Origin of the sequence: Microvirga guangxiensis (assembly GCF_900102135.1) — a bacterium.
In the GTDB taxonomy this organism is placed as follows: domain Bacteria; phylum Pseudomonadota; class Alphaproteobacteria; order Rhizobiales; family Beijerinckiaceae; genus Microvirga; species Microvirga guangxiensis.
This window is the reverse complement of record NZ_FMVJ01000020.1, coordinates 1-25,715: the sequence shown is the minus strand read 5'-3', so window position 1 is coordinate 25,715 and position 25,715 is coordinate 1. Positions and strand designations below refer to the sequence as shown.

23 protein-coding genes, 1 tRNA gene, 1 rRNA gene and 1 riboswitch are annotated in these 25,715 nt (G+C 60.4%); of the genes, 17 read left to right on the top strand and 8 right to left on the bottom strand.

All coding sequences use genetic code 11. The features are described from left to right. Positions 1-45 precede the first annotated feature (45 nt). A complete protein-coding gene (gene rfbD, locus BLP10_RS21925; protein WP_091139582.1) occupies positions 46-936 on the bottom strand; it encodes a dTDP-4-dehydrorhamnose reductase in 891 nt (296 codons plus the stop codon). A 189-nt stretch (positions 937-1,125) separates the two neighbouring features. Here rfbD and BLP10_RS21920 point away from each other — a divergent pair, with 189 nt between their 5' ends. Both BLP10_RS21920 and BLP10_RS21915 read left to right on the top strand, forming a co-directional pair. Next, the gene (locus tag BLP10_RS21920) at positions 1,126-1,356 is read left to right on the top strand and encodes a hypothetical protein (protein ID WP_091139610.1); all 231 of its coding nucleotides are present in this window, start codon (positions 1,126-1,128) and stop codon (positions 1,354-1,356) included. A gap of 132 nt (positions 1,357-1,488) precedes the next feature. Then, entirely contained in the window at positions 1,489-2,790 is a 1,302-nt protein-coding gene (locus BLP10_RS21915) for an MFS transporter (RefSeq protein WP_139165572.1), read from the top strand. On the opposite strand, the gene BLP10_RS21910 is transcribed toward BLP10_RS21915, so the two are convergent. Together BLP10_RS21910 and BLP10_RS21905 are read right to left on the bottom strand one after the other, a co-directional pair. Beyond that, positions 2,745-3,731: a transglycosylase SLT domain-containing protein gene (locus tag BLP10_RS21910; RefSeq protein ID WP_175494008.1), complete on the bottom strand. Its 987-nt coding sequence runs from the start codon at positions 3,729-3,731 to the stop codon at positions 2,745-2,747. The two genes, BLP10_RS21915 and BLP10_RS21910, sit on opposite strands and share 46 nt — an antisense overlap. Before the next feature lie 516 nt (positions 3,732-4,247). Beyond that, the gene (locus tag BLP10_RS21905) at positions 4,248-6,224 is read right to left on the bottom strand and encodes a TonB-dependent receptor plug domain-containing protein (RefSeq protein WP_091139575.1); all 1,977 of its coding nucleotides are present in this window, start codon (positions 6,222-6,224) and stop codon (positions 4,248-4,250) included. Between the two features lie 36 nt (positions 6,225-6,260). Next, a riboswitch (cobalamin riboswitch) is annotated at positions 6,261-6,481 on the bottom strand. A gap of 51 nt (positions 6,482-6,532) precedes the next feature. On the opposite strand from BLP10_RS21905, the gene BLP10_RS21900 reads away from it, so the two are divergent. Then, positions 6,533-7,354, top strand: coding sequence for an ABC transporter substrate-binding protein (locus BLP10_RS21900; protein ID WP_244510758.1), 822 nt, complete (start codon positions 6,533-6,535; stop codon positions 7,352-7,354). A gap of 13 nt (positions 7,355-7,367) precedes the next feature. Here the strand turns inward: BLP10_RS21900 and cobU are convergent, their stop codons facing one another. Further along, positions 7,368-7,913, bottom strand: coding sequence for a bifunctional adenosylcobinamide kinase/adenosylcobinamide-phosphate guanylyltransferase (gene cobU / locus BLP10_RS21895; RefSeq protein WP_091139573.1), 546 nt, complete (start codon positions 7,911-7,913; stop codon positions 7,368-7,370). 32 nt (positions 7,914-7,945) lie between these two features. Further along, on the bottom strand, positions 7,946-9,334 hold the full coding sequence (locus BLP10_RS21890; protein ID WP_175494007.1) for a sensor histidine kinase: 1,389 nt from the start codon (positions 9,332-9,334) through the stop codon (positions 7,946-7,948). A gap of 251 nt (positions 9,335-9,585) precedes the next feature. Between BLP10_RS21890 and BLP10_RS21885 the strand changes: the two genes are divergently transcribed. The 8 genes from BLP10_RS21885 (at position 9,586) to phoB (ending at position 17,399) form a co-directional block, all read left to right on the top strand. Beyond that, positions 9,586-10,644, top strand: coding sequence for a lysylphosphatidylglycerol synthase domain-containing protein (locus tag BLP10_RS21885; protein WP_091139568.1), 1,059 nt, complete (start codon positions 9,586-9,588; stop codon positions 10,642-10,644). A gap of 119 nt (positions 10,645-10,763) precedes the next feature. Then, positions 10,764-12,002: an ATP-binding protein gene (locus BLP10_RS21880; RefSeq protein ID WP_091139605.1), complete on the top strand. Its 1,239-nt coding sequence runs from the start codon at positions 10,764-10,766 to the stop codon at positions 12,000-12,002. A gap of 162 nt (positions 12,003-12,164) precedes the next feature. Beyond that, the gene (gene pstS, locus BLP10_RS21875) at positions 12,165-13,208 is read left to right on the top strand and encodes a phosphate ABC transporter substrate-binding protein PstS (RefSeq protein ID WP_091139565.1); all 1,044 of its coding nucleotides are present in this window, start codon (positions 12,165-12,167) and stop codon (positions 13,206-13,208) included. Positions 13,209-13,241: 33 nt separating this feature from the next. Further along, complete coding sequence (gene pstC / locus BLP10_RS21870; RefSeq protein ID WP_091139563.1) at positions 13,242-14,216, top strand: phosphate ABC transporter permease subunit PstC; 975 nt, start codon at positions 13,242-13,244, stop codon at positions 14,214-14,216. A 9-nt stretch (positions 14,217-14,225) separates the two neighbouring features. Then, entirely contained in the window at positions 14,226-15,119 is an 894-nt protein-coding gene (gene pstA / locus BLP10_RS21865; RefSeq protein ID WP_091139561.1) for a phosphate ABC transporter permease PstA, read from the top strand. After that, positions 15,116-15,934 carry a phosphate ABC transporter ATP-binding protein PstB gene (gene pstB, locus BLP10_RS21860; RefSeq protein ID WP_091139558.1) on the top strand — a complete coding sequence of 273 codons (819 nt, stop codon included), beginning with the start codon at positions 15,116-15,118 and terminating at the stop codon, positions 15,932-15,934. The genes pstA and pstB overlap by 4 nt, the downstream gene beginning before the upstream one ends. A 26-nt stretch (positions 15,935-15,960) precedes the next feature. After that, positions 15,961-16,674, top strand: coding sequence for a phosphate signaling complex protein PhoU (gene phoU / locus BLP10_RS21855; protein ID WP_091139555.1), 714 nt, complete (start codon positions 15,961-15,963; stop codon positions 16,672-16,674). A 2-nt stretch (positions 16,675-16,676) separates the two neighbouring features. Beyond that, positions 16,677-17,399 carry a phosphate regulon transcriptional regulator PhoB gene (gene phoB, locus BLP10_RS21850; protein ID WP_091139553.1) on the top strand — a complete coding sequence of 241 codons (723 nt, stop codon included), beginning with the start codon at positions 16,677-16,679 and terminating at the stop codon, positions 17,397-17,399. A 70-nt stretch (positions 17,400-17,469) separates the two neighbouring features. Here the strand turns inward: phoB and BLP10_RS21845 are convergent, their stop codons facing one another. After that, complete coding sequence (locus BLP10_RS21845) at positions 17,470-18,003, bottom strand: GcrA family cell cycle regulator (protein ID WP_091139550.1); 534 nt, start codon at positions 18,001-18,003, stop codon at positions 17,470-17,472. A 389-nt stretch (positions 18,004-18,392) separates the two neighbouring features. On the opposite strand from BLP10_RS21845, the gene BLP10_RS21840 reads away from it, so the two are divergent. The 3 genes from BLP10_RS21840 to BLP10_RS21830 are packed head-to-tail and all read left to right on the top strand — an operon-like array spanning position 18,393 to position 21,510. Continuing rightward, positions 18,393-19,601, top strand: a complete 1,209-nt coding sequence (locus BLP10_RS21840) for an aspartate aminotransferase family protein (protein WP_091139549.1) — start codon at positions 18,393-18,395, stop codon at positions 19,599-19,601. After that, a complete protein-coding gene (gene argF / locus BLP10_RS21835) occupies positions 19,598-20,524 on the top strand; it encodes an ornithine carbamoyltransferase (protein WP_091139546.1) in 927 nt (308 codons plus the stop codon). The genes BLP10_RS21840 and argF overlap by 4 nt, the downstream gene beginning before the upstream one ends. Then, positions 20,521-21,510 carry an Hsp33 family molecular chaperone gene (locus BLP10_RS21830; RefSeq protein ID WP_091139544.1) on the top strand — a complete coding sequence of 330 codons (990 nt, stop codon included), beginning with the start codon at positions 20,521-20,523 and terminating at the stop codon, positions 21,508-21,510. Before argF ends, BLP10_RS21830 begins: the two co-directional genes overlap by 4 nt. 122 nt (positions 21,511-21,632) lie before the next feature. On the opposite strand, the gene argE is transcribed toward BLP10_RS21830, so the two are convergent. Continuing rightward, positions 21,633-22,805, bottom strand: a complete 1,173-nt coding sequence (argE, locus tag BLP10_RS21825) for an acetylornithine deacetylase (RefSeq protein WP_091139538.1) — start codon at positions 22,803-22,805, stop codon at positions 21,633-21,635. A gap of 7 nt (positions 22,806-22,812) precedes the next feature. Continuing rightward, positions 22,813-23,205, bottom strand: coding sequence for a Co2+/Mg2+ efflux protein ApaG (apaG, locus tag BLP10_RS21820; RefSeq protein WP_091139535.1), 393 nt, complete (start codon positions 23,203-23,205; stop codon positions 22,813-22,815). A 332-nt stretch (positions 23,206-23,537) separates the two neighbouring features. Between apaG and BLP10_RS21815 the strand changes: the two genes are divergently transcribed. The 3 genes from BLP10_RS21815 to BLP10_RS21805 form a co-directional block, all read left to right on the top strand. Further along, complete coding sequence (locus tag BLP10_RS21815) at positions 23,538-24,629, top strand: 2'-deoxycytidine 5'-triphosphate deaminase (protein ID WP_091139532.1); 1,092 nt, start codon at positions 23,538-23,540, stop codon at positions 24,627-24,629. A 44-nt stretch (positions 24,630-24,673) separates the two neighbouring features. Further along, positions 24,674-24,748, top strand: a tRNA-Gly gene (locus tag BLP10_RS21810). A gap of 802 nt (positions 24,749-25,550) precedes the next feature. Continuing rightward, a 16S ribosomal RNA gene (locus BLP10_RS21805) occupies positions 25,551-25,715 on the top strand; the annotation flags it as partial.

Below are 25,715 nucleotides of genomic sequence, written 5' to 3'. Positions count from 1 at the left end.
GTCTTGTATAGAGAAAGCATTTTGCCCGCCTGCTTAAAGCTCCGCTTAGTGTTGCTCGGCTGTGATCTGCTCCAGGCAGCGATCCAGAGAGCTTTGCCAGGACGGGAGCTCGACACCATGGATTGCCGCCAGCTTACCGCAATCGAGTCTGGAATTGGCCGGACGCTTCGCGCGGGTCGGGTAATCCGCCGTCGAAAGAGGCCTTACCTTGGCGCTAGGGCCGCCTGAACGTGCCGAAACGGCAAAGATTTCAGAGGCCAGTTCGGCCCAGCTTGCGAAACCTCCTCCGGCCATATGAAAGATCCCGCGCAATGTGCCTTCCTGTGGCTTGCTCAGAAGATTTTTCGCCACCGCGTAGATGCCATCCGCAAGGTCGAGGGCGCTTGTTGGTGAGCCGAACTGGTCGGCGACGACGCCGATCTCGTCCCGATCTTGGGCCAGCCGCAGCATTGTCTTCACGAAGTTCTTGCCGAACGGGCTGTAGATCCAAGCCGTGCGGAGGATTGCATGATCCCCCGTCGCTTCCGCGACAGCTGTTTCTCCGAGAAGCTTGGAGGTCCCATAGACTCCCAGAGGGTTGACCGGGTCGTCCTCACGATAGGGGCGGTCCAAGGTGCCATCGAATACATAATCCGTAGAGATATGGATCAGAGGCACGCTCATCGCCGCTGCAACGCCGGCGATGACGCCAGCCCCGATACCGTTGATGGCTTCAGCCAGCTCCGGTTCGGCCTCGGCTTGGTCGACCGCGGTATAGGCCGCTGCATTCACGATCAAGTCGCCGCCGGTCTCGTAAAGGATATCCTCAATGCCGGATGGATCGGCGAGGTCCAGCTTGGGCCTTCCAAGCAACACAGCCTCTGCGCCGTGCGCTGCGGCACGTTCCGCCAAAGAGCGGGCAACCTGGCCATCCCTGCCAATTACGATGATCCGCATGAACTCTCACTTTATTCCGCTGAAAAGAAGGGCAGGGCGATCTTGAGGCTAACAGCAACGAAATTTCAACCGAGGGGCCGAACAGTTTCTGCCATTGTTGCGCTGCAATATCACACTCCTGTCATGGTTTACCTGCACATTGCGATTCGCGATGTGAAAAGATGGGTATGGATGATGATGGAGGAGGGGATGTACGCTTTCAATTTGTTCCGGAATACGCAGCAGGACGGGCTCGTCTGTGCAGTTCCGGAGGAGCGTTCGGTCCCGTCCTTCGTGGCTGGGCCCCATTGGCAGTTCGGCGGCCGTCTCGACGGCAGCGAAACCCCTCTCGGCTTTGACGCGCAGGCCGCGATGACAGGCGTTCGCTTCAACGGCTTTTACATCTTCGCCTCCTTCCCGAAGGATGCAGCGCAGCAATAAGCCGATTTGATGGATTGCATGAAACTTCTTGAAGACCAGCCCTTGAGAGCCGATCGGGGTTGATCTGGTGGGACGCCTGCTCTCTACTTCGTGAGCGCGGCATCCGCCGATCTCTCTTCCCTGCGTGGCCCTTTGAATTCCTCTCTCGCTCTCATCTGGACCATTACCGCTGCCACGACCCTGCTTCAGGCGGCAAATGGTCTGCTGCAGGCGTTGATGCCGCTGAGGATGCAGGCCGAGGGGCTTTCCGTCTCGGCTATCGGCCTCGTGGCTGCCGCCTACGGGCTCGGCTTCTCGATAGGCTGCTTCATGGCCCCGACTTTCATCCGCCATGTCGGCTATATCCGTGCATTTGCAAGCCTTGCGGCCATAGTCGCAGTTCTGGTGCTCATCATGACCCAGGCGCATTCGACACTCGCCTGGGTTCTGCTTCGCGGCCTTACGGGCGTCACGCTCGCCTGCATCTTCACCGTCACCGATGGCTGGATCAGCGCACGCGCTACGTCGAGCCATCGCGGCCGGATATTGTCGATTTATATGATCTGCACAAAGGTCGCCCTGATGCTTTCGCCGCTGGGCATCGGCTTTGGCGACATCAGAACGGATGGGCTGTTCATGGCCATCAGTGCGGTGATGTCCCTGTCACTCCTGCCGATCGCCGCGACCACCACGAAGGAGCCGCCGGCTCCTCTGGGTGTGAAGATCGAGGTTCGAAGCCTCTTCGCGCTGGCTCCCTCGGCGGTGGTCGGCGCCTTCGTGGTGGGGCTCGTCAATGGCCCGGTGATTGCCATCACGCCTGTATTCGGAGTGAGCATCGGATTGAGCCAGGAACGGGCGGCAGCGCTTCTCTTCGCATTGCAGGCTGGAAGCCTTGTGCTGCAATGGCCTATGGGTTGGCTCTCCGACAGGGCGGATCGGCGCTATATCATCGCGGCTTTAGCAGCGGGAACGAGCCTGGTGTCCCTGTTCATCCTGTTTGCGAGCGCTCAAGGTGCCCAAGGCATGATCCTCTGGAGCTTCGCCGCCTGGGGCGGGCTCGCGCTCTGCATTTATTCGGTGTGCGTGGCTCACGCCTGCGATATCGTCGATCCCGGCCGTATCGTCTCGACGGTCGGCACCCTTCTCTTCTCGTGGGCAGCGGGCGTCACCATCGGACCATTGTTCGGCGCGGCGGCAATGGAGCTGCTGGGGCCGCAGGGGCTTTTCATCTATTCGGCAATTGCCTCGGCGGGGCTCGCAGCCTTCATCGTCCTGCGGATTATCAAGGTTCAGCGTGCCCCTGCCGGAGGCGGGTTCGTGGTGGCCTCGACCAACTCTGCCACTCCCACCGTCATAGCCCGCGAGGAAACGATCTCAAGCGAGCGGGTGAAGGATCATGACCTGGGCGATCAGAGCCCTGCGTCGGCAGTCACGCGGGAAGAGACGTCCTCGTAGCGGTTCAATCGCTTGTCGATCATCGTGTCGATCTTATCGTAGACTTCGGACACGCTGAGCTGACGAGACTTCTTGCCTTCCGTCGCGTAAAACAAAGACTTGTTCGATTTCGCGGCTCTCGGGAACGCGCTCTTGGCGCTTTTCTTGGGCGTATCGTCCACAAGCGCAATGAATCTGCTCGCGCTGTCGACGCCGAAGAAATGCGAGAGATAGAACTCGGAGCGGCTGAGCTTGCGGCCGAGCCTCGTCTCGATCTTCATCTTGTCGCGCTGCATCATCTCCGCAGCCATGAGCGCGGAAATGAACGGGTTACGACGCAGTCCGAGAATGTACTCGCGCTTTCTCTCATCAGCGACCGAGAGTTTGATGCCCTGCTTTTCGATGGATGCTGCTTCCATGATCAGCCCATGCTTGGGGCCGAACGAGCGCACGGCTTCAAGCCACGTGCTCGAGATGAATTGGAAGAGACCGACAGCAGACGAAGTCGCGGCCTTGTTGCCGGGCAGGAAGCTCGACTCCTTGTCGGCAAGCGCCATCATGTAAACCGGATCGGCGCCTGTAACCTCCGATGCACGCAGGATCGTGTCGACGATCCAGACCGGTACGCGCATCTCTTCAAATTCCATGTACTCGACCGGGGTTACATCGATGTCGTCATCGGTGTCGCCTTCCGCCGCGGGCGGGTTCGTGAGCGGCATGGAGGTAATGAAGAGTTCCAGCAACTCTGCATAGGTGGGCGTTTCCGCAGCCGTCACGGGAGCAATGTTTTCGAGAGGATCAGTGCTGCTCTGACTTGCCATGGGCTTCGGAGCCATGTTGGACGAAGGCGCGGCATGCTTCTGCGAGGTCGCGGCGACAGCCGGAGCGCCCGCGACAATGCAGGTCAGTAATCCCATGCTCGCAGCAGCGTTAAGGAGAGACTTGCGCTTGCCGGAAGGCAAGAAGCCCTCCACGACACTGCGCGTCTGAAATCTCACACAAGTATTGTGCTTGTGACGAAGAAGCGATGACTGGCATGCGCGACGAAGCGCTGTCAGAACAACCTGCATTCGGTATAGCCCCCAGATCGACTGCTTGGCCACGAGCGGCTGCACAGTCCTTCTTGATTAAGCGAGGGCCAGTATGTGCTAGGTGGATATGTCCAGAATAGGTCAGCTTGACCTTAAATTAGGTAATGGTTCCATCCTGCGGCAATGCGTCACCCATGTTCAAGGTGGGTTCTGATCGCATAAATCGTTGTTTCTCAAGGATCTCAAATATTGTTTTGAGTTGTGGGCTTGGACAACTTGCCGCAAGGGAAATTAGACGTATTGCTGAGAATGCATGGGCCTCGAAAAGGCTCATCTCGTAACGTAAATCTTGCATTAATGCTGCGAAATATTGTTCATAAATGCAAAGAAGCCCGGCATTTCATGAAATGCCGGGCGCTTGGATGGGGCTAGAAACGCTAACGGCGATTACCAGGTAGCTCTCAGGCCCGCATAGAAGGAACGGCCAGCGGTGCCGTAATCGTAGACCTCCTGATAACGCGCATCGGTCAGATTTTCGGCGCGGGCGTAGATGCTGAAGGTCTCGTTGACCTTGTAATCGGCATAAATATCGAAACGTGCATAAGGTGCCAATTCATTGATCTCTCCCGGCGAGGAGAAGCGGCTGCCCACGAACACCACGGACGGTTCGATAGACAGTCCCGTCAGCGGCGTGATGGAGAAACCAAGGCGGCCCTGATGCTCAGGGCGGCGCGCAAGGCGCAAGTCGGATTCCGTGTCGAAGGCCTCAAGATACGTATAGGTTGCCTTCACCCGCAGCCAAGCAGGAACGACATCGACATCCGCCGAGAGTTCGACGCCACTTGTGCGAGCACGGTTCACGTTGATGAAGCATCCATAGACCTGCTCCGGACGGCAGGTCTCCGCGACGCCGTAAGCAATCAGGTTACGGAAGCGGTTGGCGAAGAACGTTGCCGAGAGAAGCACGCGGTCATCCGCAAGGCGCTGATCGATACCCACGTCGAAGCCGACGGAACGCTCGGATTCAAGATCGGCTGTGCCCGAAAACGGATCGAATTTCTGGTACAGCGTTGGCGCCTTCGCGCCGGTGCCGACGCTTGCACGTAGCTTCGTGCCGGAGCTTGGGATTTCGTAAGCCGCGGTTGCGCGCCATGTGCCGAATGTATCGCCGTCCTCGATGTCATCGATCCGCCCGCTGAGCGATAGGTGCAGGTTCTCGATGGGGCTGAACTGATGCAGTGCATAGGCGGAGCGGGTATGCTGCGACGCGTCGATGTTCTCCACCTCATCGGTCGGGAACGGCAGCACGTTGCGTGACGTGGAGAGCAGGTTTTCCTGTTCGATCTTCGTGCCGAAAGTGAGAAGGCCGAACGCGCCGAGCTTCAAATCGCCCTGATACTCTGCCGACAGCCGCTCGCCCTGATAGCCATACTCATCCCAGTAGAGGCTGGGGAGGAAATAAGAACCGATCAGCTTGTAGTCACGGTCCGTGCGGCTGCCGGAAACGAGAAAAGTATTCTTGAGAATGCCGTCGAAGGTATTGGCCGTAAGGCGTGCATGGCCTTCGTACAATTGCTGCCGGGTCTTGGAAGGACCGTCTGGGAGGAATTCGAAAGAGGACACGCCGTTGTCGATTGCCACATTGGTGCGGCTCGCATAGCCGCCGACCTCGAACTCGACATCGGGGGAGAGCGCGACGGAAACCCGACCTGCCGCGCCGACACGCTGCGCACCGTCCTTCTCGAGAGGGGAGGAGAGGGCATCCTCGATGCGGCCGATGCGATAGCCGTAGCGGGAAAAACCACTGGTATCGAAGCCTGTGGTCGAGAAGGCGTACGATATGGGACCGTTGCTGCCCGAAACGGCCGCGCGTCCGGCTACGGTGCCATAGCTGCCGCCCTCCAGGCCAACACTGAAGCGCGGTGCGCCCTGGCCCTTACGGGTGATGATATTGATCACGCCGCCCATGGCGTCGGATCCGTAGATGGCGGATTGCGGGCCGCGCAGAACTTCGATGCGCTCGATGTCGATGGCTGCGAGATTGGAGAAGTCAAATTCGCCTGAATCCGTCGAGGGATCGTTCACCCGGATACCGTCGATGAGGACAAGTGTCTGGCTGGCTTCGGCGCCGCGAATGCGCACGGTCGTGGTCGTCCCGGCGCCACCCGTTTCGACGACGGTCACGCCAGGAACGCGGCGCAGCACTTCCGCAGGGCTCTTCAAGGATTCCTTTTCGATTTCCTCTGCCGTGATCACGGAGATGGCGCTTCCAGCCTGCGAGAGTGCAAGTGGCGAACGCGTGGCCGTGACCACGATGTCGGGCAGGGGTACCGGGTCATTGACAGTTTGGGCGTAAGCGGCGCTGAAGGAGAGGGCGCAAAGAGATACGGATGCCGCGAGGATGCGGCATGAAGGCGCGATCATGGAGACCTCCTGCCCACCCCACCGGCGAGCAATACGGGTTGCGTTTCAACGCCGGCCGGTCTCCTGGCTTGCGGGTCGTTGCGAGCAATCCGCCTTCCCAAATTCTCTTGAGCTTGTGCGGCTCAAAGATTCAGTGGCATGAAGGATTGCCGCTCGCCGCTTACAGTTGCGGGGGCAGCCACGGAATAGGACCAAGGTCCGCACCGTGTTCCCGTTTCACCTCAGTGGTTTGAGGCACCAACGTCGTATCTCTCTTTACGGGCTCGTCTCTCATGCGGCAACTGTGCCTCGGTCGGTTTTCCAAAAGGATGTGGCTAATCTGCATCGCTCTCGTGCTTGGGATTGGCGCAGCGGAAGCCCAGCATCGTCCACAGCGCGTGGTGTCCCTCAACCTCTGCACCGACGAGATGCTGCTGGCCTTTGCCGACCGAGAGCAGATCGCTTCGCTCAGCTATCTTATCCGGGATCCGTCGATCTCGATCATGGTCGAGCAATCCCAGGGTATCCCCATCAATGACGGGAGGGCCGAAACGATCCTGTTCAGTGGTCCCGATCTCGTGCTGGCCGGAACATTCGGCCAGCATTATCAGTCCGCTCTCCTGAAGGCGCAGGGGCTCAAGGTCCTGACGCTTGGGCCCTGGACGAGTCTCAAGGAAGGGCGGGAGCAGATCCGCACCATGGCAAAAGCGCTCGGCCATGCCGAGCGCGGCGAGGATCTGATCAAACGCATCGATACTGCGCTTCAGCGCACGGAGAATATCGTCCCGGGCAAGCCAAGCATTCTCGTCTATGATCGCGGTGGGTGGGTTTCCGCGACGGATTCCCCCATGAACGAGCTTCTGGTCCATATGGGATTCAGGCTTCATCACGGATCTTCAGGACTGCCCTATGGTGGTGTAGTGCGCCTTGAATCCATCGTCACCTCTCCGCCTGATTATCTCCTCGTGGACGAGGAGGCAGGGAACGCGGTCGATAATGGAACGGCGCTTTTCTCCCATCCGGCACTGATGAGCGCCGTTCCTCTGTCGCGGCGTCTCATCGTTCCCGGCAAGCTCGCGATCTGCGGCGGCCCTTCGACGCCAGATCTCATTGAGGCGCTCGCGGCGGAGATCCAAGCAAAAGTGCGTTGATACGCCTGGTGGCTCAACCCAGTTGCAGGTTGAGGGGAGGGGCAGGCTTGAGAAGAATAGGGCATCCGGCTGTAACGAAGACCACTGCATCGCAGGCTTGCGCAATCCGTTGGTTCAGGCGGCCCTGCTCGTCCCGGAAGGAGCGGCCAAGCGCCGTGGCCGGCACGATGCCATGACCGACCTCATTGGATACGAGGAGCACGGGCCCCTCCACCAGCTTCACAGCATCGACAAGCGCATCGATCTCAACATTCACGTTGCGCCCATCCAGCATCACGTTCGACAGCCACAGCGTCAGACAATCCACCAGAACCACTTGTCCAGAGCCTGAACTCTCGCGGATCGCATTGGCAAGGTCGAGCGGCGCCTCCTTCGTCTGCCATGACGAACTGCGATCCGATCGATGATGTGCGATGCGTTCGCGCATTTCCTCATCGAAGGCCTGAGCGGTTGCAATGAAAACGCGCGCTGCCGTTGCGGCCTCGGCCCATTCCTGGGCGATGCGGCTCTTGCCCGAGCGGGCTCCCCCCAGAACGAGGACGCGGCGATGAACACTCATATGCGTTTCCAGGAATGCGAACCTGAGAGCCGTTAGCCTGTGAGGCGGCTGAGAGGCAGGGTCATGTGGACACGCAGGCCCTCTGACAACCACTCCTGCTCCAGCGTGCCACCAAGCTGGCCGGCGATGCTTCTTTGGGAGAGCTGCGTGCCGAAGCCCTGGAAGTCCGGTGCGCTTTCCACGGGAGGCCCGTCTCTTTCCGTCCACAGAAGATCGACCGTCCCGTCATGGATCGTCCATTGGATGGACAGGTGTCCTTCAGGAATCGACAAACTTCCATATTTGGCGGCGTTGGTGGCCAGCTCATGAAGAACGAGAGCAAGGCTCGTGGTGGTGGTGGACCCTATGCGCACGCTCGGCCCCTCGATGGCGACCCTGTCCGTGCCGCTCTGGCGATAGGGTTCAAGCACGGCCTCACACAAGCGGGCGAGCTCGACGTCCGCACCCGACCCATGCATCATGGCAGCAGCAGGCTGCACGAGCTCATGAGCGCGCGAAAGAGCGCTCAAACGGCCACGAAGCGCAGTTGCCATCTCCTTGGGGTCCTTGGCGGTGCGCGCCGTCATCGAGACCATGCCGTTGGCGATGGCGAAGAGATTTTTCACGCGGTGGTTCAGCTCACGTGTCAGCAGTTGCTGCGCCTCCTCGAAGGCATGCCTGTCGGTGATGTCGCTCACTACGCCGGAAAGCGTCACGGCGTGAGGCCTTTCTCCGTCGGCGAACACCGCTTGCCCGACCGAGCGGAACCAGCGAAGCGTCTTATCGGGCAGGATCGCCCGGTACTCGCTTTCGTAATGACCGTCGGATTGCGGATCGCAGGCTTTGGCGATGCGCGCCTGCAGGGCCTCCCGATCATCGGGGTGGACCATGGCGATCACCTGATCGAAGGGCAGGCTGAACGATCCTTCGTGAGGAATGCGATAAAGCGCGCAAGCTCCCTCATCCCACAGGATCTCGTTCTTCTGCAGATCGATCTGCCACGTGCCGAGATTGGCGGCCTCGAGAGCCAAGCGATAACGGCTCTCGAGAGAGCGGACAGCCTCTTCGGCCTTCTTTTGCGCATCGATATTTGTGCTGGTTCCGAACCAGCGCATGGTATCGCCAGAGAGATCCTGGATAGGAATGGCGCGGCTGAGCACCCATTCATACCAGCCCGCTGCATTGCGGATCCGATATTCGCATTCATAAGGTGCGCCGGTCTCGATGGATCGGCGCCATTGCGCCTGAACCTCGGGCAGATCCTTGGGATGCACTGTGCGCTGCCAGCCTTCGCCTGCACATTGCTCCAGGGTCAGGCCGGTGAATTCATGCCAGCGGCGGTTGAAATAATCATGAGACCCATCCGAGCGTGCTGACCATACGAGCTGAGGCAGGGATTCCGCCAGAACGGCGAATTGGTTTTCCGTTGCGTTGAAATCCACGCGGATCTCCCTGGGGGCACGACTTGCCGCCTGTTCTCCTTCCAATGGGAACTCCATTCTTGAGGGCCTTTTTGATGCTGACAACCTAAAACATGGTCAATTTGTGATTTTAGGAGCGAAAGAGTAGCCCCAGTGAGGGGAAAGCATTAAGAAATCGCTCCACGTCTGGTGCTCCACGGCTGGAGCGCCTAGATGCAGGACTGTCCTCGAACTCTTGAGACGTCCAGCGCCAAGGCTGATTGAACCCTTTCATGAACGATATGAGCCCTCATCCGGTTGCTCCGCCGGACATCGCATCTGCCGAAGCCCTGCATCCCAAGGAGCGCCGGTCGCGGCGGTTCGCCTGGATCGGCATGGCGGCCAGTGTAATTCTATTCAGCGCATCCCTCGTCGTCCTTTGGCAGATCGTTTCCGAAATCGACGTGAACGAGCTTAAGTCGGCATTCACAGCCGCAAGCATGCGCCAGATCGGTCTCGCAATCCTCTTCACGACCATCAGCTACAGCCTGCTAACCTGTTACGACGCCATTGCTCTCAGGCAGCTCAAGCTGAAAATCTCCTATCTCACGACGGCGATGGCCTCGTTCACCAGCTATGCAGTGAGTTTCACCCTGGGTTTCCCTCTGCTCACGGCTGGTACCGTCCGCTACTGGATCTATTCCCCGAAGGGCATCAGCCCGGGACGGGTGGCAAGCCTGACGGTGATCACCGGCGTGACCTTCTGGCTTGGCATGGCCCTTGTCCTGGCCTGGAGCCTGATCCGCAAAGCGGATGAACTGGCAAGCCTTGTCTACACTCACATCTGGGTCAATCAGCTCATCGGCCTGATCGCAGCCGTCTTCGTAGTGGGGTATCTGATCTGGGTTTCCCTCAAACGCCGGAGCGTGCGTATTCAAGGCTGGAAGCTTGAATTGCCGGGTCTGCGTCTCTCCCTCGGGCAGATTCTGATCGGTGCCGCCGATGTCTGTGCGGGAGCGGGCGTTCTCTTCGTCCTGCTGCCCGGCGGGCACGGCCTGAGCTTCGAGACCTTCCTGGCGGTCTATATCTTTGCCGTCATGCTCGGGGTAGCGAGCCATGCGCCCGGGGGCTTGGGGGTGTTCGAGGCCACGATCCTTCTAGCCCTGTCCAGCTACCCTCGCGAGCCGGTGCTCGGTGCGCTCCTGCTCTACCGCCTTTGCTACTACCTCGTGCCCTTCGTTCTCGCCCTCGCCCTGCTCGGGGCTTATGAGGTCCGCAATCGCCTCCGTTCCTCACGGGCGGCCTTCAAACCTGACGACGAACCCGCGGAAGAGAGCTTGGCCGGGAGGTGACTTCGTAGGGCGCACACCGTAGAAACGGGCGCACACTCACCCGAGGCTCAAAGCGCATCATGACCGATCCCAGCGAGAACAGGTCGGAGAGCGGCTCCCCCGATGCCGGTCTTCTGCGCATGGCAGCTTTTCGGGGAGCGGTCCTGGCAAGTGTGCTGCTGAGTGCAGTCGCTCTCTGGCGTGGCTATGGTGACGGTTGGTTCGTCTTGGGCGTCATTGGCGCCATCATGTTCAGTCTTGTGACTGCGGGACCGCAGAGAAAGCGGCTAGGGGAGGCGCTGCAGCCACGCCCCAAGCCTTCCGCGCGCAGTGACATGGCCGAGGCTCTCCTGGCTCATATTCCCGATCCCGTTATCCTGGTAGATCGGCGCGAGATCGTCCTGGAGGCGAACAAGGCTGCCCATCTGCTCCTTCCGGGGTTGAAGGTCAGCCATCCCCTGTCTTTCGCTCTCCGCAGTCCCGATGTGCTCGATGGCATCGAGGAGGTGCTGGAAACGGGAGCCCCGCTTCGTATCGAGTATTCCGAGCGAGTGCCTACAGAGCGGACATTCGAGGTGCATATCGGGCCTCTACAGGCCGAGGGCTTGAGCGTCGGTGTTCAATCGGGCGTCGTTCTGTTCTTTCGCGATCTCACCGAGGCGAGGCGTCTCGAGGCGATGAGGGCGGATTTCGTGGCCAATGCAAGCCACGAGCTTCGCACGCCTCTGGCCTCGCTTCTGGGGTTCGTCGAAACCCTCCAGGGGCCGGCCCGCGACGATTCCAAGGCGCGCGAGCGGTTCCTTGAGATCATGCGCGTTCAAGCCCAGCGCATGAAGCGTCTGATCGACGATCTCCTGTCGCTCTCGCGCATCGAGATGCGGGCCCACGTTTCCCCCACGCACAAAGTTGATCTTGGCTCTCTCATCCCACCCATGGTCGACACGTTTTCTCCGGCGGCGAGGGAGAAGGGCGTGACGATCCGCACAATGCTGCCGCCGCACCCTGTTCATGTCTTCGGTGACCGGGACGAGCTTCTGCGTGTGATTGAGAACCTGATCGAGAATGCCGTGAAATATGGAGAAAGCGGCAAAGTTGTCGATGTTGGGCTCGAAAGCATCGAAGGCGAGACCGGCCGACATGTAATCCTTTCCATCCAGGATTACGGCCCAGGCATTGCGCCGGAGCACTTGCCGCGTCTCACGGAGCGGTTCTATCGTGTGGACGTTGCCCAAAGCCGCGATAAAGGCGGAACAGGATTGGGTCTTGCGATCGTAAAGCACATCGTCAACCGTCATCGCGGCCAGCTCGAGATTCAGAGCGAACCTGGGCAAGGCGCTCGGTTCACGGTCAGACTTCCTGAGGCCCCAGCTGGTAAATAAGGCCGGATTTCAAGCCTTTGCCGTAGGATCCTTTCGGGCTGTCATTTATTTGTCATCCAACTGTCGTAGAGGCGACATGCGCCGGGCCTAGCTGTCCACTCGCGCGGCCCGGAGCAGGTCATCGAGCCATCCGCCGCGCTTGTATGAACAGGGAGATTTACCGTGAAGATCATGTCCTTCGCCGTTGCGGCCGGCCTTGCCGTTGCGAGCCTCACGACCCCGGCGTCCGCTGCCGACATCACCGGTGCAGGCGCGACTTTCCCCTTCCCGATCTACGCCAAGTGGGCCGAGGCCTATAACAAGGAAACCGGCAACCGCATGAACTACCAATCCATCGGCTCCAGCGGTGGCATCCGTCAGATCCGCGCCAAGACCGTGGATTTCGGTGCGACCGATGCCCCCATGAAGGGCGAGGATCTGCAGAAGGACGGTTTCGTTCAGTTCCCGGCCGTGATGGGCGGCGTGGTTGCGGTCTATAACCTGCAAGGTGTGACCGCAGGCCAGCTGAAGCTGACGGGCGAGGTTCTCGCCGACATCTTCAACGGCAAGATCGCCAAGTGGAACGACGCTAAGATCGCCCAGCTCAACCAGGGTGTGACCCTTCCCGACGCATCGATCACTCCGGTCTATCGCTCCGACGGATCGGGCACCACCAGCGTCTTCACCACCTACCTGTCTCAGGTTTCGGAAGGCTGGAAGAGCGGGCCGGGCACAGGTTCTTCCGTACAATGGCCTGTCGGCCAGGGCGGCAAGGGCAATGAGGGCGTCGCAGCTCTCGTGAAGCAGGTGCCAAACTCCATCGGCTACGTGGAATATGCCTACGCCAAGCAGAACAACATTCCTTTCGCGCAGCTCCAGAACAAGAACGGCAAGTTCGTCTCGCCGGATGCCAAGACCTTCCAGGCCGCCGCAGCCAACGCTGATTGGAAGTCCGCTCCCGGTTACGGCATCTCCCTGACGAACCAGGCCGGCGATGAGGCTTGGCCGATCACGGCTCCGACCTTCATTCTCGTTCCCAAGAACCCCGAGAAGCCGGAGCAGGTGGCCGAAGCCCTGAAGTTCTTCGACTGGTCCTTCAAGAACGGTGACCAGATGGCCATTGAGCTCGACTACGTTCCGCTCCCGGCTCAGCTGAAAGACCAAGTTCGCGCGACCTGGAAGAGCGAGATCAAGAACGCTTCGGGTCAGCCTGTCTTCACGCAGTGATACGGACCCTTTGAAACTCAAGTGGATCGGCGAATGGTAGCCCTCTCGCAAGAACGTGTCGTTTCGCGCATGACCAGTTCCGTTCGCCGGTCCACCCAACCCAATTTCGATAGGCTCTTTCGCTGGGCAAGTCTCGGCTCTGCCCTTCTGGTGCTGCTCGTCCTGGCAGGGATTATCGGAGCCATGATCTACGGCGGGTGGCCTGCCTTCCGCGAGTTCGGATTCGGCTTCATCACCTCAAGCGTCTGGAACGTGAACGAAGATCAGTACGGAGCCTGGGTTGCGATTGTCGGAACCCTGTCGACGGCTCTGATCGCTCTCGTCATCGGCGTTCCGCTCTCGCTCGGCATCGCGATTTTTCTCACGCAGTTCTGCCCACCCTGGCTCAAGCGTCCCGTCGCGACGGTCATCGAACTGCTCGCCGCCGTGCCCAGCATCATCTACGGCATGTGGGGCCTCTTCGTCTTCGCGCCGCTTTTTGCGCAATACATTCAGGTTCCGGTTTCCAGCGTCGTGGAAGGCATGCCGATCGTCGGCACCATTCTGTATGCACGCACACCCTCCGGCGTTGGCGTTCTGACAGCGGGTATCATCCTGTCCTTCATGATCATCCCGTTCATTGCCTCGATCACACGCGACATTCTCGACCAGATTCCGTCTGTGCTGCGCGAGAGCGCCTACGGCATCGGCTGCACGACGTGGGAGGTTGTGCGCAACGTGCTTCTGCCGCAAGCGGGCGTCAGCATCATCGGCGCAATCATGCTGGGACTCGGGCGCGCGCTCGGCGAGACCATGGCAGTGACCTTCGTCATCGGCAATGCCAATCGGCTGTCCGGTTCGATCTTCGATCCGGGCTCGACCATCGCCTCGCGCATTGCCAACGAGTTCAACGAGGCCATCGGGCTTCAGCTCAACGCGCTCATGGCGCTGGGCTGCATCCTGTTCCTGGTCACGTTCGTGGTGCTGGTTCTGGCCCGGCTTCTGATTTCACGCGTCAAGACGGCTTAAGAGGCTGCAATGGATACCGCCCTGCACAAGACCATGGCCGAGGCTCCCGCTCCCTGGGGACGCGTGCGCCGAAGCCGCTACATCGCCGACCAGGCGCTGAAGGTGATCTGCACGCTCTTTACGCTCATCGGCGCTGCGGTTCTCGGTTGGATTCTTCTGATGCTGCTCGTCGAGGGGATCGGCGGATTGTCGGCGGATGTTTTTACGCAGACGACCCCTGGACCAGGCTCGACCGGCGGCGGCATCGCCAACGCGCTCGTCGGAAGCCTCATCCTGACCTTCCTCGGCATCGTCGTCGCCACACCCATCGGCGTCCTCGCGGGAACGTATCTCGCCGAGTACGGCAAGAGCTCGAAACTCGCCGAGGTCATCCGCTTCGTGAACGACATTCTGCTCGCGGCCCCGAGCATTCTCATCGGTCTGTTCGTCTACATGCTGATGGTCCAGCCCATGGGCGGCTATTCCGGTTGGGCCGGCGGCGTGGCGCTCGCAATCATTGCGGTTCCCGTTATCGTGCGCACCACCGAGGACATGCTGCGGCTTGTGCCGGGTTCGCTGCGCGAAGCGGGCGCAGCCCTTGGCGCGCCCATGTCGACCGTGATCATCAAGATCAGCTGGAAGGCCGCACGCGCAGGCATGGTCACCGGCGTTCTGCTGGCGACGGCGCGCATCGCAGGCGAAACAGCGCCGCTTCTGTTCACGGCGCTCAACAACAATTTCTGGTTCAATGCCAACCTCATGGGCGGCGTCGCGAACCTGCCGGTCATGATCTACCAGTTTGCGCTCTCGCCTTATGAGAACTGGCGTGAGCTCGCCTGGGCCGGAGCTCTTATCATCACCCTGTCGATCCTGGCGCTGTCCGTTGTCGCGCGCCTGCTCCTGAGGAAGGATAAAGTCCGATGAGTTCGATTGCCGTCTCCGCAAGCAGCGCCATTGGCAAAACGGCTGCGGCCGACACGGGTGTGCCCGTTCGCATTGCCGTGCGGAATCTCAATTTCTATTACGGGGATTTTCGCAGCCTGAAGGACATATCCCTCGATTTCTACGACCGGCAGGTGACCGCTCTCATCGGCCCGTCCGGGTGTGGAAAGTCGACGCTGTTGCGCACCTTCAACCGCATCTACAGCCTTTATCCGGAGCAGCGTGCGGATGGGCAGATCCTGCTCGATGGCCAGAACGTGCTGTCGCCGTCCATCGATGTGAACGAGCTGCGCGCACGTGTCGGTATGGTGTTCCAGAAGCCGACGCCGTTCCCGATGTCGATCTACGACAACATCTCTTTCGGCATCCGCCTCTACGAGAAGCTCCCCAAGAGCGAACTTGACGGCCGTGTGGAGGAAGCTCTCCGCAAGGCGGCCTTGTGGGACGAGGTGAAGGACAAGCTGCGCCAATCCGGCATGGGTCTCTCCGGCGGTCAGCAGCAGCGCCTGTGCATCGCGCGCACCATCGCGCAGCGCCCCGAAGTGATCCTGCTCGACGAGCCTACCTCTGCGCTCGATCCGATCTCCACCGGCAAGATCGAGGAATTGATCGAGCAGCTTCGCTCCGAGTTCACCATCGTCATCGTCACCCACAACATGCAGCAGGCGGCACGCATCTCGCAGTTCACGGCTTTCATGTATCTGGGTGAGCTCGTGGAGTTCGGACCGACCACCAAGATGTTCATGAACCCGTCCAAGAAACAGACCCAAGACTATATCACGGGCCGCTTCGGCTGATCGAAGCGGTGCAAGGGAGGCCTCCGATGGCGGAGCACATCGTCAGTTCCTATGACAACGACCTGCAGGCTCTGCGCCAGCGCATTTCCGAGATGGGTGGTATCGCCGAGAAAATGCTGGTCGATGCGATCCAGGCGCTTGCCCGGCACGACACGGCCCTGGCACAAACCGTCATTGCTTCTGATAAACGCCTGGACGTATTGCAGCGGGAAGTGGAGGAGAACGCGATCCTCACCATTGCCCGTCGCCAGCCTCTGGCTGTCGACTTGCGTGAGACCATTTCCGCGATCCGCATTTCCGGCGATGTGGAACGCATTGGCGATCTCGCGAAGAACATCGCCAAGCGGGCGGTCGCCATCGGGGCGGATTTCCAGCCGCAGAAGATCGTGGTCGGTCTGCGGCACATGAACGATCTCGTGCTGGGCCAACTCAAGGATGTGCTCGATGCCTATGCGCAGCAGGATACGGCGAAAGCGCTGGATGTCTGGAAACGCGACGGGGCCATTGACGCTCTCTACACCTCGCTCTTCCGCGAGCTTCTGACCTACATGATGGAAGACCCGCGTAACATCTCGTTCTGCACGCATCTCCTGTTCTGTGCCAAGAACATCGAACGCATCGGCGACCACACCACCAATATCGCGGAGACGGTGCATTATCTCGTGACGGGAGAAACGCTCGCCATCGACCGGCCCAAGAATGACCGGTCCATCGATACCGGCGTCGAGGCGGGAGCCTGAGGATGGGACCTCGCGTTCTGATCGTGGAAGACGAGGAGCCCCTAACGCTGCTCCTGCGCTACAACCTTGAGGCTGAAGGCTACGAGGTGGACAGCGTCTCTCGCGGGGACGAGGCCGAGATCCGTTTGCGCGAGCAGGTGCCGGATATCGTTCTGCTCGACTGGATGCTGCCGGGCCTCTCCGGTATCGAACTCTGCCGCCGCATCCGCGTGCGCCCGGAGACGGAGCGTCTGCCGGTGATTATGCTCACGGCTCGAGGTGAGGAGGGCGACCGTATTCGAGGCCTTTCCACGGGCGCTGACGATTACATCGTAAAGCCCTTTTCCGTGCCGGAGCTGCTGGCCCGCGTACGGGCGTTGCTCCGCCGCACGAAACCCGCGCATATTGCAACGTTGCTGCGGGCAGGAGATATGGAGCTCGACCGCGAGACTCATCGCGTGCGCCGGGCCGGCAAGGACCTGCATCTGGGCCCTACAGAATTCCGCCTGCTCGAATTTCTCATGCAGAGCCCAGGCCGGGTCTTTTCGCGCGAGCATCTGCTCAATGCCGTCTGGGGTCATGACGTCTATATCGACGAACGCACGGTAGACGTGCATGTGGGCCGCCTGCGCAAGGCCATCAATCTCCCGAAGATGGCCGATCCGATCCGCACGGTGCGTGGGGCAGGCTATTCGTTCGACGAAACTTTCGCCCGCGCCGATCAGTCGGCGAGCGCAGAGGGCTGATCCCCTGTTCCAGAAATGAAAAGGCCCGCTGAAGCAGCGGGCCTTTTCTATATGAGATTTAGGCGGCGCTTCAGGCGCGGGCCAGCTTACGCTCACGCTTGCGATCAGCCACGGGCTGGTAGGCGATGCGGGCGTGGTGGGTGCAATAGGGCAGGCCCGTGATGGAGCGGGCGCCGCAGAAGCGGAACTCCGGCTTCGTAGGATCGCCCATGGGCCAACGGCACATGGACTCGCGCAGATCCATGATGGTCACGCGCTCGGACATGGGGATCGCCACATCGTCCTCTTCGGCAACCATGATCGGCTCTTCCCGCACCGCTTGAAGCGGAATAGGGGCCATGACCACATTGTTGTGGGCCTGAGGTGCGATAGGAGCCGGCGCGCTGGGAGCGCGGGTCACCTTGCGGGCGCGGGGGGCTGCCGAAGTGGCCTTCACGTCCTTCGCTCGGCCGGAAAGGCCCAGGCGGTGGACCTTGCCGATCACCGCATTGCGGGTCACGTTGCCGAGCTCGGCGGCGATCTGGCTCGCGCTCAAGCCATCGGTCCAGAGCTTCTTGAGAAGCTCGACCCGCTCATCCGTCCAAGTTGCGCCCGCATCTGTCATTTTTAAAACCTGCCTCAAACGTGGCTGCTTCCATGAACCCGGAATCCCACATACCTCGCGGACAGAGAATTGATGTCCGACCGCGTTGGGAGGGGTCACTCCTGGGGTGAAAGCCGCCGCACGAATGGTGTACTCGACTGACCCGAAGTTACAGGATGGGTGGACTCGGGCGCAAGAGTCCCTGGCACCCCCCTGTCGTTTTCCCCAAGGAACTCACCTTGCGGAAAATTTACCCGTGATGAGTCACTTCATTTCTCTTGAATTGACAGGGTCTCGCGCCTCGTTAGAATCCCTGTCGTGCCGCCCCGCTTGGGCGGCGCTTTCTTTTTAAGGCCCAAGGCTGACCTCCAGGTGCGACCTTGGGTCTCCACTAGAGGCGGAGAGAGCCCGTGACATCGCCATTGCTGCCAGTTTTTGCGCGCGCCGAATTATCCTTCGAAAAGGGGGAGGGGCCTTGGCTCTATGGCCGAGACGGGCAGCGATATCTGGATTTCGGGGCCGGCATCGCGGTGAATGCCTTGGGCCACGCCCATCCGCATCTGGTCGAGGCGCTGACCCAGCAGGCCTCCAAGCTCTGGCATAGCTCCAACCTGTTCCAGATCCCGGAGGGCGAGCGCCTGGCGCAGCGGCTGGTGGAAAATACCTTCGCTGACGTGGTGTTCTTCACCAACTCGGGCGCCGAGGCCAATGAAGCGGCCATCAAGATGGCCCGCAAGTATCATCATGCGAAGGGTCACCCCGAGCGCTTCCGTATCGTCACCTTCGAGGGCGCCTTCCATGGCCGGACCCTGGCCACCATCGCCGCGGGTGGGCAGGCCAAATACATCGAGGGCTTCGGCCCCAAGGTCGAAGGGTTCGATCAGGTCCCCGTTAACGATCTGGAGGCCCTGAAGGCGATCATCGGCCCTGAGACGGCGGCCTTGATGATCGAGCCGATCCAGGGGGAGGGCGGTGTTCGCTCCGTGGATAATGCCTTCCTCAAGGAGTTGCGCGCGCTCTGCGACCAGCATGGCCTCATGCTGATCTTCGACGAGATCCAGACCGGCGTCGGCCGCACAGGCAAGCTCTTCGCTTATGAACGGACAGGCGTGACGCCGGACATCATGGCCGTCGCCAAGGGCATTGGGGGCGGCTTTCCGATGGGCGCCTGCCTTGCCACCCGCGAAGCGGCGATCGGGATGACGGCAGGAAGCCACGGCACCACCTTCGGGGGCAATCCTCTCGCCATGGCGGTCGGCAATGCCGTGCTTGATGTGATCCTGGAGCCCGGCTTCCTCAAGGAAGTCGAGCGCAAGGGACTGCTCCTCAAGCAGCGTCTTGCCGAGCTTAAGGATCGGCATCCTTCCATCATTGTCGAAGTGCGGGGAGCGGGCCTCATGATGGGGCTGCGCACTCTGGTGCCCAATACCGATTTCGTCACCGCGGCGCGCAATCAGAAGATCATTCTGATCGGGGCCGGCGACAATGTGGTCCGGCTTTTGCCTCCGCTCATCATCTCGGATGAGGATATTGCAGAAGCCTTTAATCGTCTTGATGCCGCCTGCGCGGCCATGGAAGCTGAGCTTTCGACGAAAGCTCAGCCGGGAGCAGCCCAATGAACACCCGTCACTTTCTCGATCTCAGCGATTTTTCCGGCGACCAGATCCGGTACATCCTGAAAGTGGGCTCCGACATCAAAGCCAAACGCCGCCGGGGGGAACGCTCGAAGGAGCGTCCGCTCGAGGGCAAGACCCTGGCCATGGTCTTCGACAAGCCATCCACCCGCACCCGTGTATCCTTCGATGTGGGCATGCGCGAGCTTGGTGGTGAGACGCTGATGCTCACCGGTAAGGAGATGCAGCTTGGCCGCGGTGAGAGCATCGCCGACACGGCGCGGGTTCTCTCTCGCTATGTGGACGCCATCATGATCCGCACCCTCGATCATGCCATGGTGACGGAACTCGCCCAGTATGCCTCGATCCCCGTGATCAACGGCCTGACCAAGACGACGCATCCCTGCCAGATCATGGCCGATATCATGACCTTCGAGGAGCATAACGGCCCCATCGAAGGCCGGACCGTCGCATGGGTCGGGGATGCCAACAACGTGCTCGCCTCTTGGATTCATGCCTCGGCACGCCTAAATTTCACTCTGAAGATCGCTTCTCCGCCGGAACTTGCCCCGCGACCCGAGCTTTTGTCCTGGGCCAAGAAGGAAGGAACGGAGATCAGCGTGACGACCGATGCCTTCGAGGCAGCTGAAGGTGCCGACGCCATCGTCACCGATTGCTGGGTTTCCATGGGTGACGACGACGAGTTCCGCCGCCACAACCTGCTGAAGCCCTATCAGGTCAATAGCAAGCTGATGAGCGTGGCCGCCAAGAACGCCGTCTTCATGCACTGCCTGCCGGCCCATCGCGGCGAGGAAGTGACGGATGACGTGATGGACGGTCCGCAATCCGTCGTTTTCGATGAAGCCGAGAACCGGCTTCATGCACAAAAGGGCATCCTCGCGTGGTGCCTTGGAGCAGCAAACGCATGAGTTCAACTTCGTTCGAGGGACATGACGACGTCGTTCTGCCGTTCTCGGTGGAGCCTCTCGACGTGCGCGGGCGCGTGGTGCGCCTGGGTCCCTCTATCGACACGATCCTGGCCCGCCACGGTTATCCCAACATGGTCGCCCGCGTAATCGGCGAGGCTGCGGCCCTCACCGTCATGCTCGGCGCATCGCTGAAGCTCGAGGGCCGCTTCCAGCTTCAAACCAAGACCGATGGCATCATCGACATGGTGGTGGTGGATTTCAACGCCCCCAACAAGCTGCGTGCGACGGCTCGCTTCGACCAGGAGAAGCTCGACGCTCTGGGGTCCGGAACGGTGAGCACGGGCGAACTGATCGGCAGCGGCTATCTTGCCATGACTATCGATCAGGGCACAGAGCGCAGCCGCTACCAGGGTGTCGTAGCCCTTGAAGGCCAAGGCTTTGAGGAGGCCGCGCACCAGTACTTCCGTCAGTCGGAGCAGATCCCCACGCAGGTGCGCCTTGCGGTTGCCGAGCAGTTCGAGGATGGACGCCACACGTATCGTGCCGGTGGCCTGATGATTCAGTTCCTGCCGTCCTCGCCGGAGCGCATGCGCCAGGCTGACCTTCATCCCGGTGACATCCCGGAAGGGCATGCGTCCAACGATCTGGCGATGCCTTCGGAGGACGACGCCTGGGTCGAGGCGAAGTCGCTTCTCGCAACGGTGGAAGATCACGAGCTCATCGATCCCGCCGTATCGAGCGAACGTCTGCTGTATCGCCTCTTCCACGAGCGCGGCGTGCGCGTGTTCGAGGGGCAGCACGTGCACGAAGAATGCACGTGTTCGCACGAACGCATCATGGGCATGATGCGCCGTTTCTCTCAGGAGGATCGTCGCGACATGGTGGGCGACAACGGCCGTATCGGCATCACCTGCGAGTTCTGCTCGCGCTTCTACGATCTCGATCCCACCGAAGTGGAAGCCGAGATCGCGAAGACCGAAGCGTAAAGAACTTCGAATGTTCTCATGCTGCGATGCCCGGCCTTGTGCCGGGCATCGACGTTTCAGGGACACGAATTATTTGAAGACGTAGATGGCCGCCAAGCGCGGCCATGACGTGAGCCTGGACCCTATGAACTAGTGCAGGTTGCCATCAGGCGTCGCATGAACGCCGCGCCTGCCTCCAATTGATCGAGTGTGATGTACTCGTCCGCCTGATGCGCCTGATCGATGGAGCCGGGACCGCACACGACAGTTGGAATGCCCGCCATCTGATAATGACCGGCTTCCGTTCCGAACGGCACTGTCTGCGTATGGTTCTTTCCTGCAAGGCGAAGCGCCAGCGTCTCCGCGAAGGATCCGGGCTCCGGCGCAAGACCGGGAACATGCGCATGCAGCTTCGTCTCGATGCGCCCGAAGTCGCCGAAGCGATTGAGGCGCTTCAGGGCGACGTCCTGCGCAAACCTTTCAAGCCTATTCGGGATCTCGTTCGGATCCTGGCTCGGAAGGCCGCGAAATTCCCAATGGAATGTGCATGATTTCGAGAGGATATTGCGAGCGGTGCCGCCCGAAATCACACCCACATGCACGGTCGTATAGGGGGGATCGAAGCGTCCGCTCGTGTCGCCGCGTTCCATCATCTCGTCGCCGATGCGGTTGAGCTCACCAATCATCTCCGCTGCCGTCATCACGGCGCTCGCGCCGAGATAGGGCTTGGAGGAATGCGCCTCGAAGCCATGGACCGTCGTCGAGAAGGTCACGACGCTCTTGTGCGCGTCCACCACTTCCAGCATCGTCGGCTCGCCCACAATCACGGCCTTTGGCAGTGGCAGGTCATGTCCGAGCTTGCGAATGGTGTCTACCACGCCAAGGCATGTGGTCTCCTCGTCATAGGAAAGCATGATGTGGATCGGCGTCTGGAGATTGGCAGCCTGAAACTCGGGGATGAGAGCAAGCGCAAGCGCATCGAACGCCTTCATGTCCACTGCGCCGCGCCCATAGGCTCGTCCATTCTCGACACGCAGCGTGAACGGGTCCGATGTCCAGTTCTGCCCAGCCACTGGCACGACGTCCGTGTGGCCCGACAGAACGATGCCGCCCCTGTCCTGCGGACCGACGGTAGCATAGAGCGCAGCCTTGTCGCCGGCTTCATTCAGGATGCGCACATAAGGCACGTTCCAGCTCTGAAGGTAGGTTTCCACGAATTCGATGAGGGCCAAGTTCGACTTCGCGCTTTCGGTGTCGAACGCAACCAGCTTCGCCAGCATTTCAAGCGGCGTCAGCCGCTGACCGTTGGAAGACATACAAACCTCAATGCAGCACGCGCTTGCTGCGCGGCATGTCGAGTGAAAAGGCCGGGATCTCGGCGTCAAAGGTTTCGCCGCTCGCGGTTTCCATCACATAGCTTCCCTGCATGGTGCCGCTGGGCGTCGTGAGCGGGCAGCCGCTCGTATAGCTGTAGCTCTCGCCCGGTCCGAGGATTGGCTCCTCGCCGACCACTCCTGCGCCGCGTACTTCCTGCACGCGTCCCTGTTCGTCGGTGATGCGCCAATAGCGGGCGCGCAGCTGCACACGCTCCAAGCTCAGATTGATGATCTCGACCGTGTAGGCAAAGAAATAACGATTGTCGTCGGGCGAGGACTCTTCCGGCATGTAGCGGGGTGTCACGGTCACGCTGATGCCGCGGGTGACGGCCTTGTACATGGTGGTCCCTTGGCCAAGTGTGAATGATCAGCTGTCGTGGTAGGACGGCCTTCAGGCCGCGTCAATCGATGGTAATGGGCTCTCATGCCCGTCTCGGACGCATACGCCCTATAAAGGCACCGCGTTTGCATCGGGTGGGGCACGCCAGCACCGTGATCGCGCAGCCTCTTTCCAGCTTGGGCCGGATTAACCTTATGAGAGCCTTAAGCGAAACAGGGCTGGTCTGGTCCGCATTTAGCGATGAGAATGGTGCAACGGCGAGAATTCCGTTACATGGCTTCGACAGCTAAGCTAAAAGCACTCACGATAGAGCAGGGGACCGGAAGAAGGTCATGGTTGCGTTGAAGGACGGGATCCAATCGGCTGATGCCATCATGCGCCTCGCGGAAGCGGGCGTGATCAAACCGGAGACGCCGTTCGCCTCCGACCAGGTGCAGCCTGCAAGCCTCGACCTGAGGCTCGGCCGCCGGGCCTACCGGGTGCGCGCCAGCTTCCTCCCGGGTCGTGGCCATACGGTCCAGGACCGCCTGAATCAGCTGAGCTTCCACGAGATCGATCTCTCCGCCGGGGCAATCCTTGAGACCGGCAGCGTCTATATCGCCGAGCTGCAGGAAAGCCTGTCCCTGCCGGATAACCTGTCGGCGGCGGCCAACCCCAAGAGTTCTACGGGCCGCATCGACGTGTTCACCCGCGTGATTACCGACCGCAGCCAGGAATTCGACACCATCGGCGCAGGCTACAGCGGCCCGCTTTATGCCGAAATTTCCCCTCGCACGTTCCCGGTCCTGGTGAGAACCGGCACTCGCCTCTCCCAGTTGCGGCTTAGAAAAGGTCAGGTGCGCCTGAGCGATGCGCAACTCCAGGCCCTTCACCAGCGCGAACGGGTCGTGACCTCCGCAGAGCCCTCGATCCAGGACGGAGTTGCCGTCAGCGTGGATCTGGCGGGCTTCGGCTCCGACAATCTCATCGGCTACCGGGCGAAGCGCCATACAGGCCTCGTCGATGTGGATAAGCCGGGCTCTTGCCGAGTCGCCGATTTCTGGGAGCCTCTCTATGCGGATGCCAGCAGGACGCTGATCCTCGACCCGGGCCAGTTCTATATCCTCGCCTCCAAGGAGGCGGTGCATGTCCCGCCGGATTATGCGGCCGAGATGGTGCCCTTCGATCCGCTCGTGGGCGAGTTCCGGGTTCATTACGCCGGCTTCTTCGATCCGGGCTTTGGCCATGCCGGCGCGGGAGGGGAGGGGGCTCGCGCAGTCCTCGAAGTTCGCTCCCGCGACGTGCCCTTCATCCTGGAGGATGGGCAGATCGTCGGCCGCCTCGTCTACGAGCGCATGGCCGAGCGCCCCCAGGTGCTTTACGGCTCGGGCGCAGGCTCGAATTACCAGGCTCAAGGGCTGAAACTGTCGAAGCACTTCCGCTGACCCCTTGCGGAAGTGCAGCTAAGATCGATATGGTCTTATGGCGCGCGGGCGTAGTTCAGAGGTAGAACGTCAGCTTCCCAAGCTGAATGTCGTGGGTTCGATTCCCATCGCCCGCTCCAACTCCTCCTTTTGATACGGATCAAGGCTAGGGCGAGCCCTCCTGGTAGGGTTCTTACGAACCATTAAGCATGCCTCTCCGGATGAGGAGGGAAAAATGCGAGTTCCGCATCAGGAGGTGTTGACAAAGCGTCGGCTAATCGACATATCCGCAGCCCCGCCGGATTTCAGATCCAGGCAGGCTTCATGTCACAGACATCACACCAGATAGAGATCCTTCGGAACTCTAAAATGGTGCTGGGTCTGATCAGGAACTCTAAAGGTCCTGATCGACGGCACGAGCCACGGCTGACAGACAATGGTAAGCTCCCGTGGCTCCTCTGACGGACAATCCAAGTTTTCGGAAGGCGAAAGCCATCTGAGACTAAGTAAACGCAAAGATGGCATCATCTCTGCGAACGATGAAGTTTGCTTTGAACGCTGAGGTTTGTTGGGGCGACGTTCTGAGCGTCAAAAAATCTTCAAAAAAGATGTTGACGTTCAAAACGAGTATCGCTAAACATCTCTTCATCGACGGCGGCCTTGGATTGGGGCGCCGGACTGGAGGCCCTGGCGATCCTGAGCGCTGCAAAGCGGGTGGGATGGCAGCGGGTTCTCCTCTTGTCTCTTCGAGGCGAGATTTGCTCTTTGACAAGTGAAGAAGGAAGGAGAAGCGTAGGCGGCGGTGTCCTTGCGATGACCTTAGGGTCATTAGATAAGACAACGACCTGATCTATGCTTTGGTGAGTACACCGCTTCGGCCGCAAGGCTGGAGATGGATGGACTCTGTCAATTTAAGTGTAGTGACAGTCAGATCAAATCTTTCAACTTGAGAGTTTGATCCTGGCTCAGAACGAACGCTGGCGGCAGGCTTAACACATGCAAGTCGAACGGGCCCTTCGGGGTCAGTGGCAGACGGGTGAGTAACGCGTGGGAACGTGCCCTTCAGTTTGGAATAACCCAGGGAAACTTGGGCTAATACCGGATACG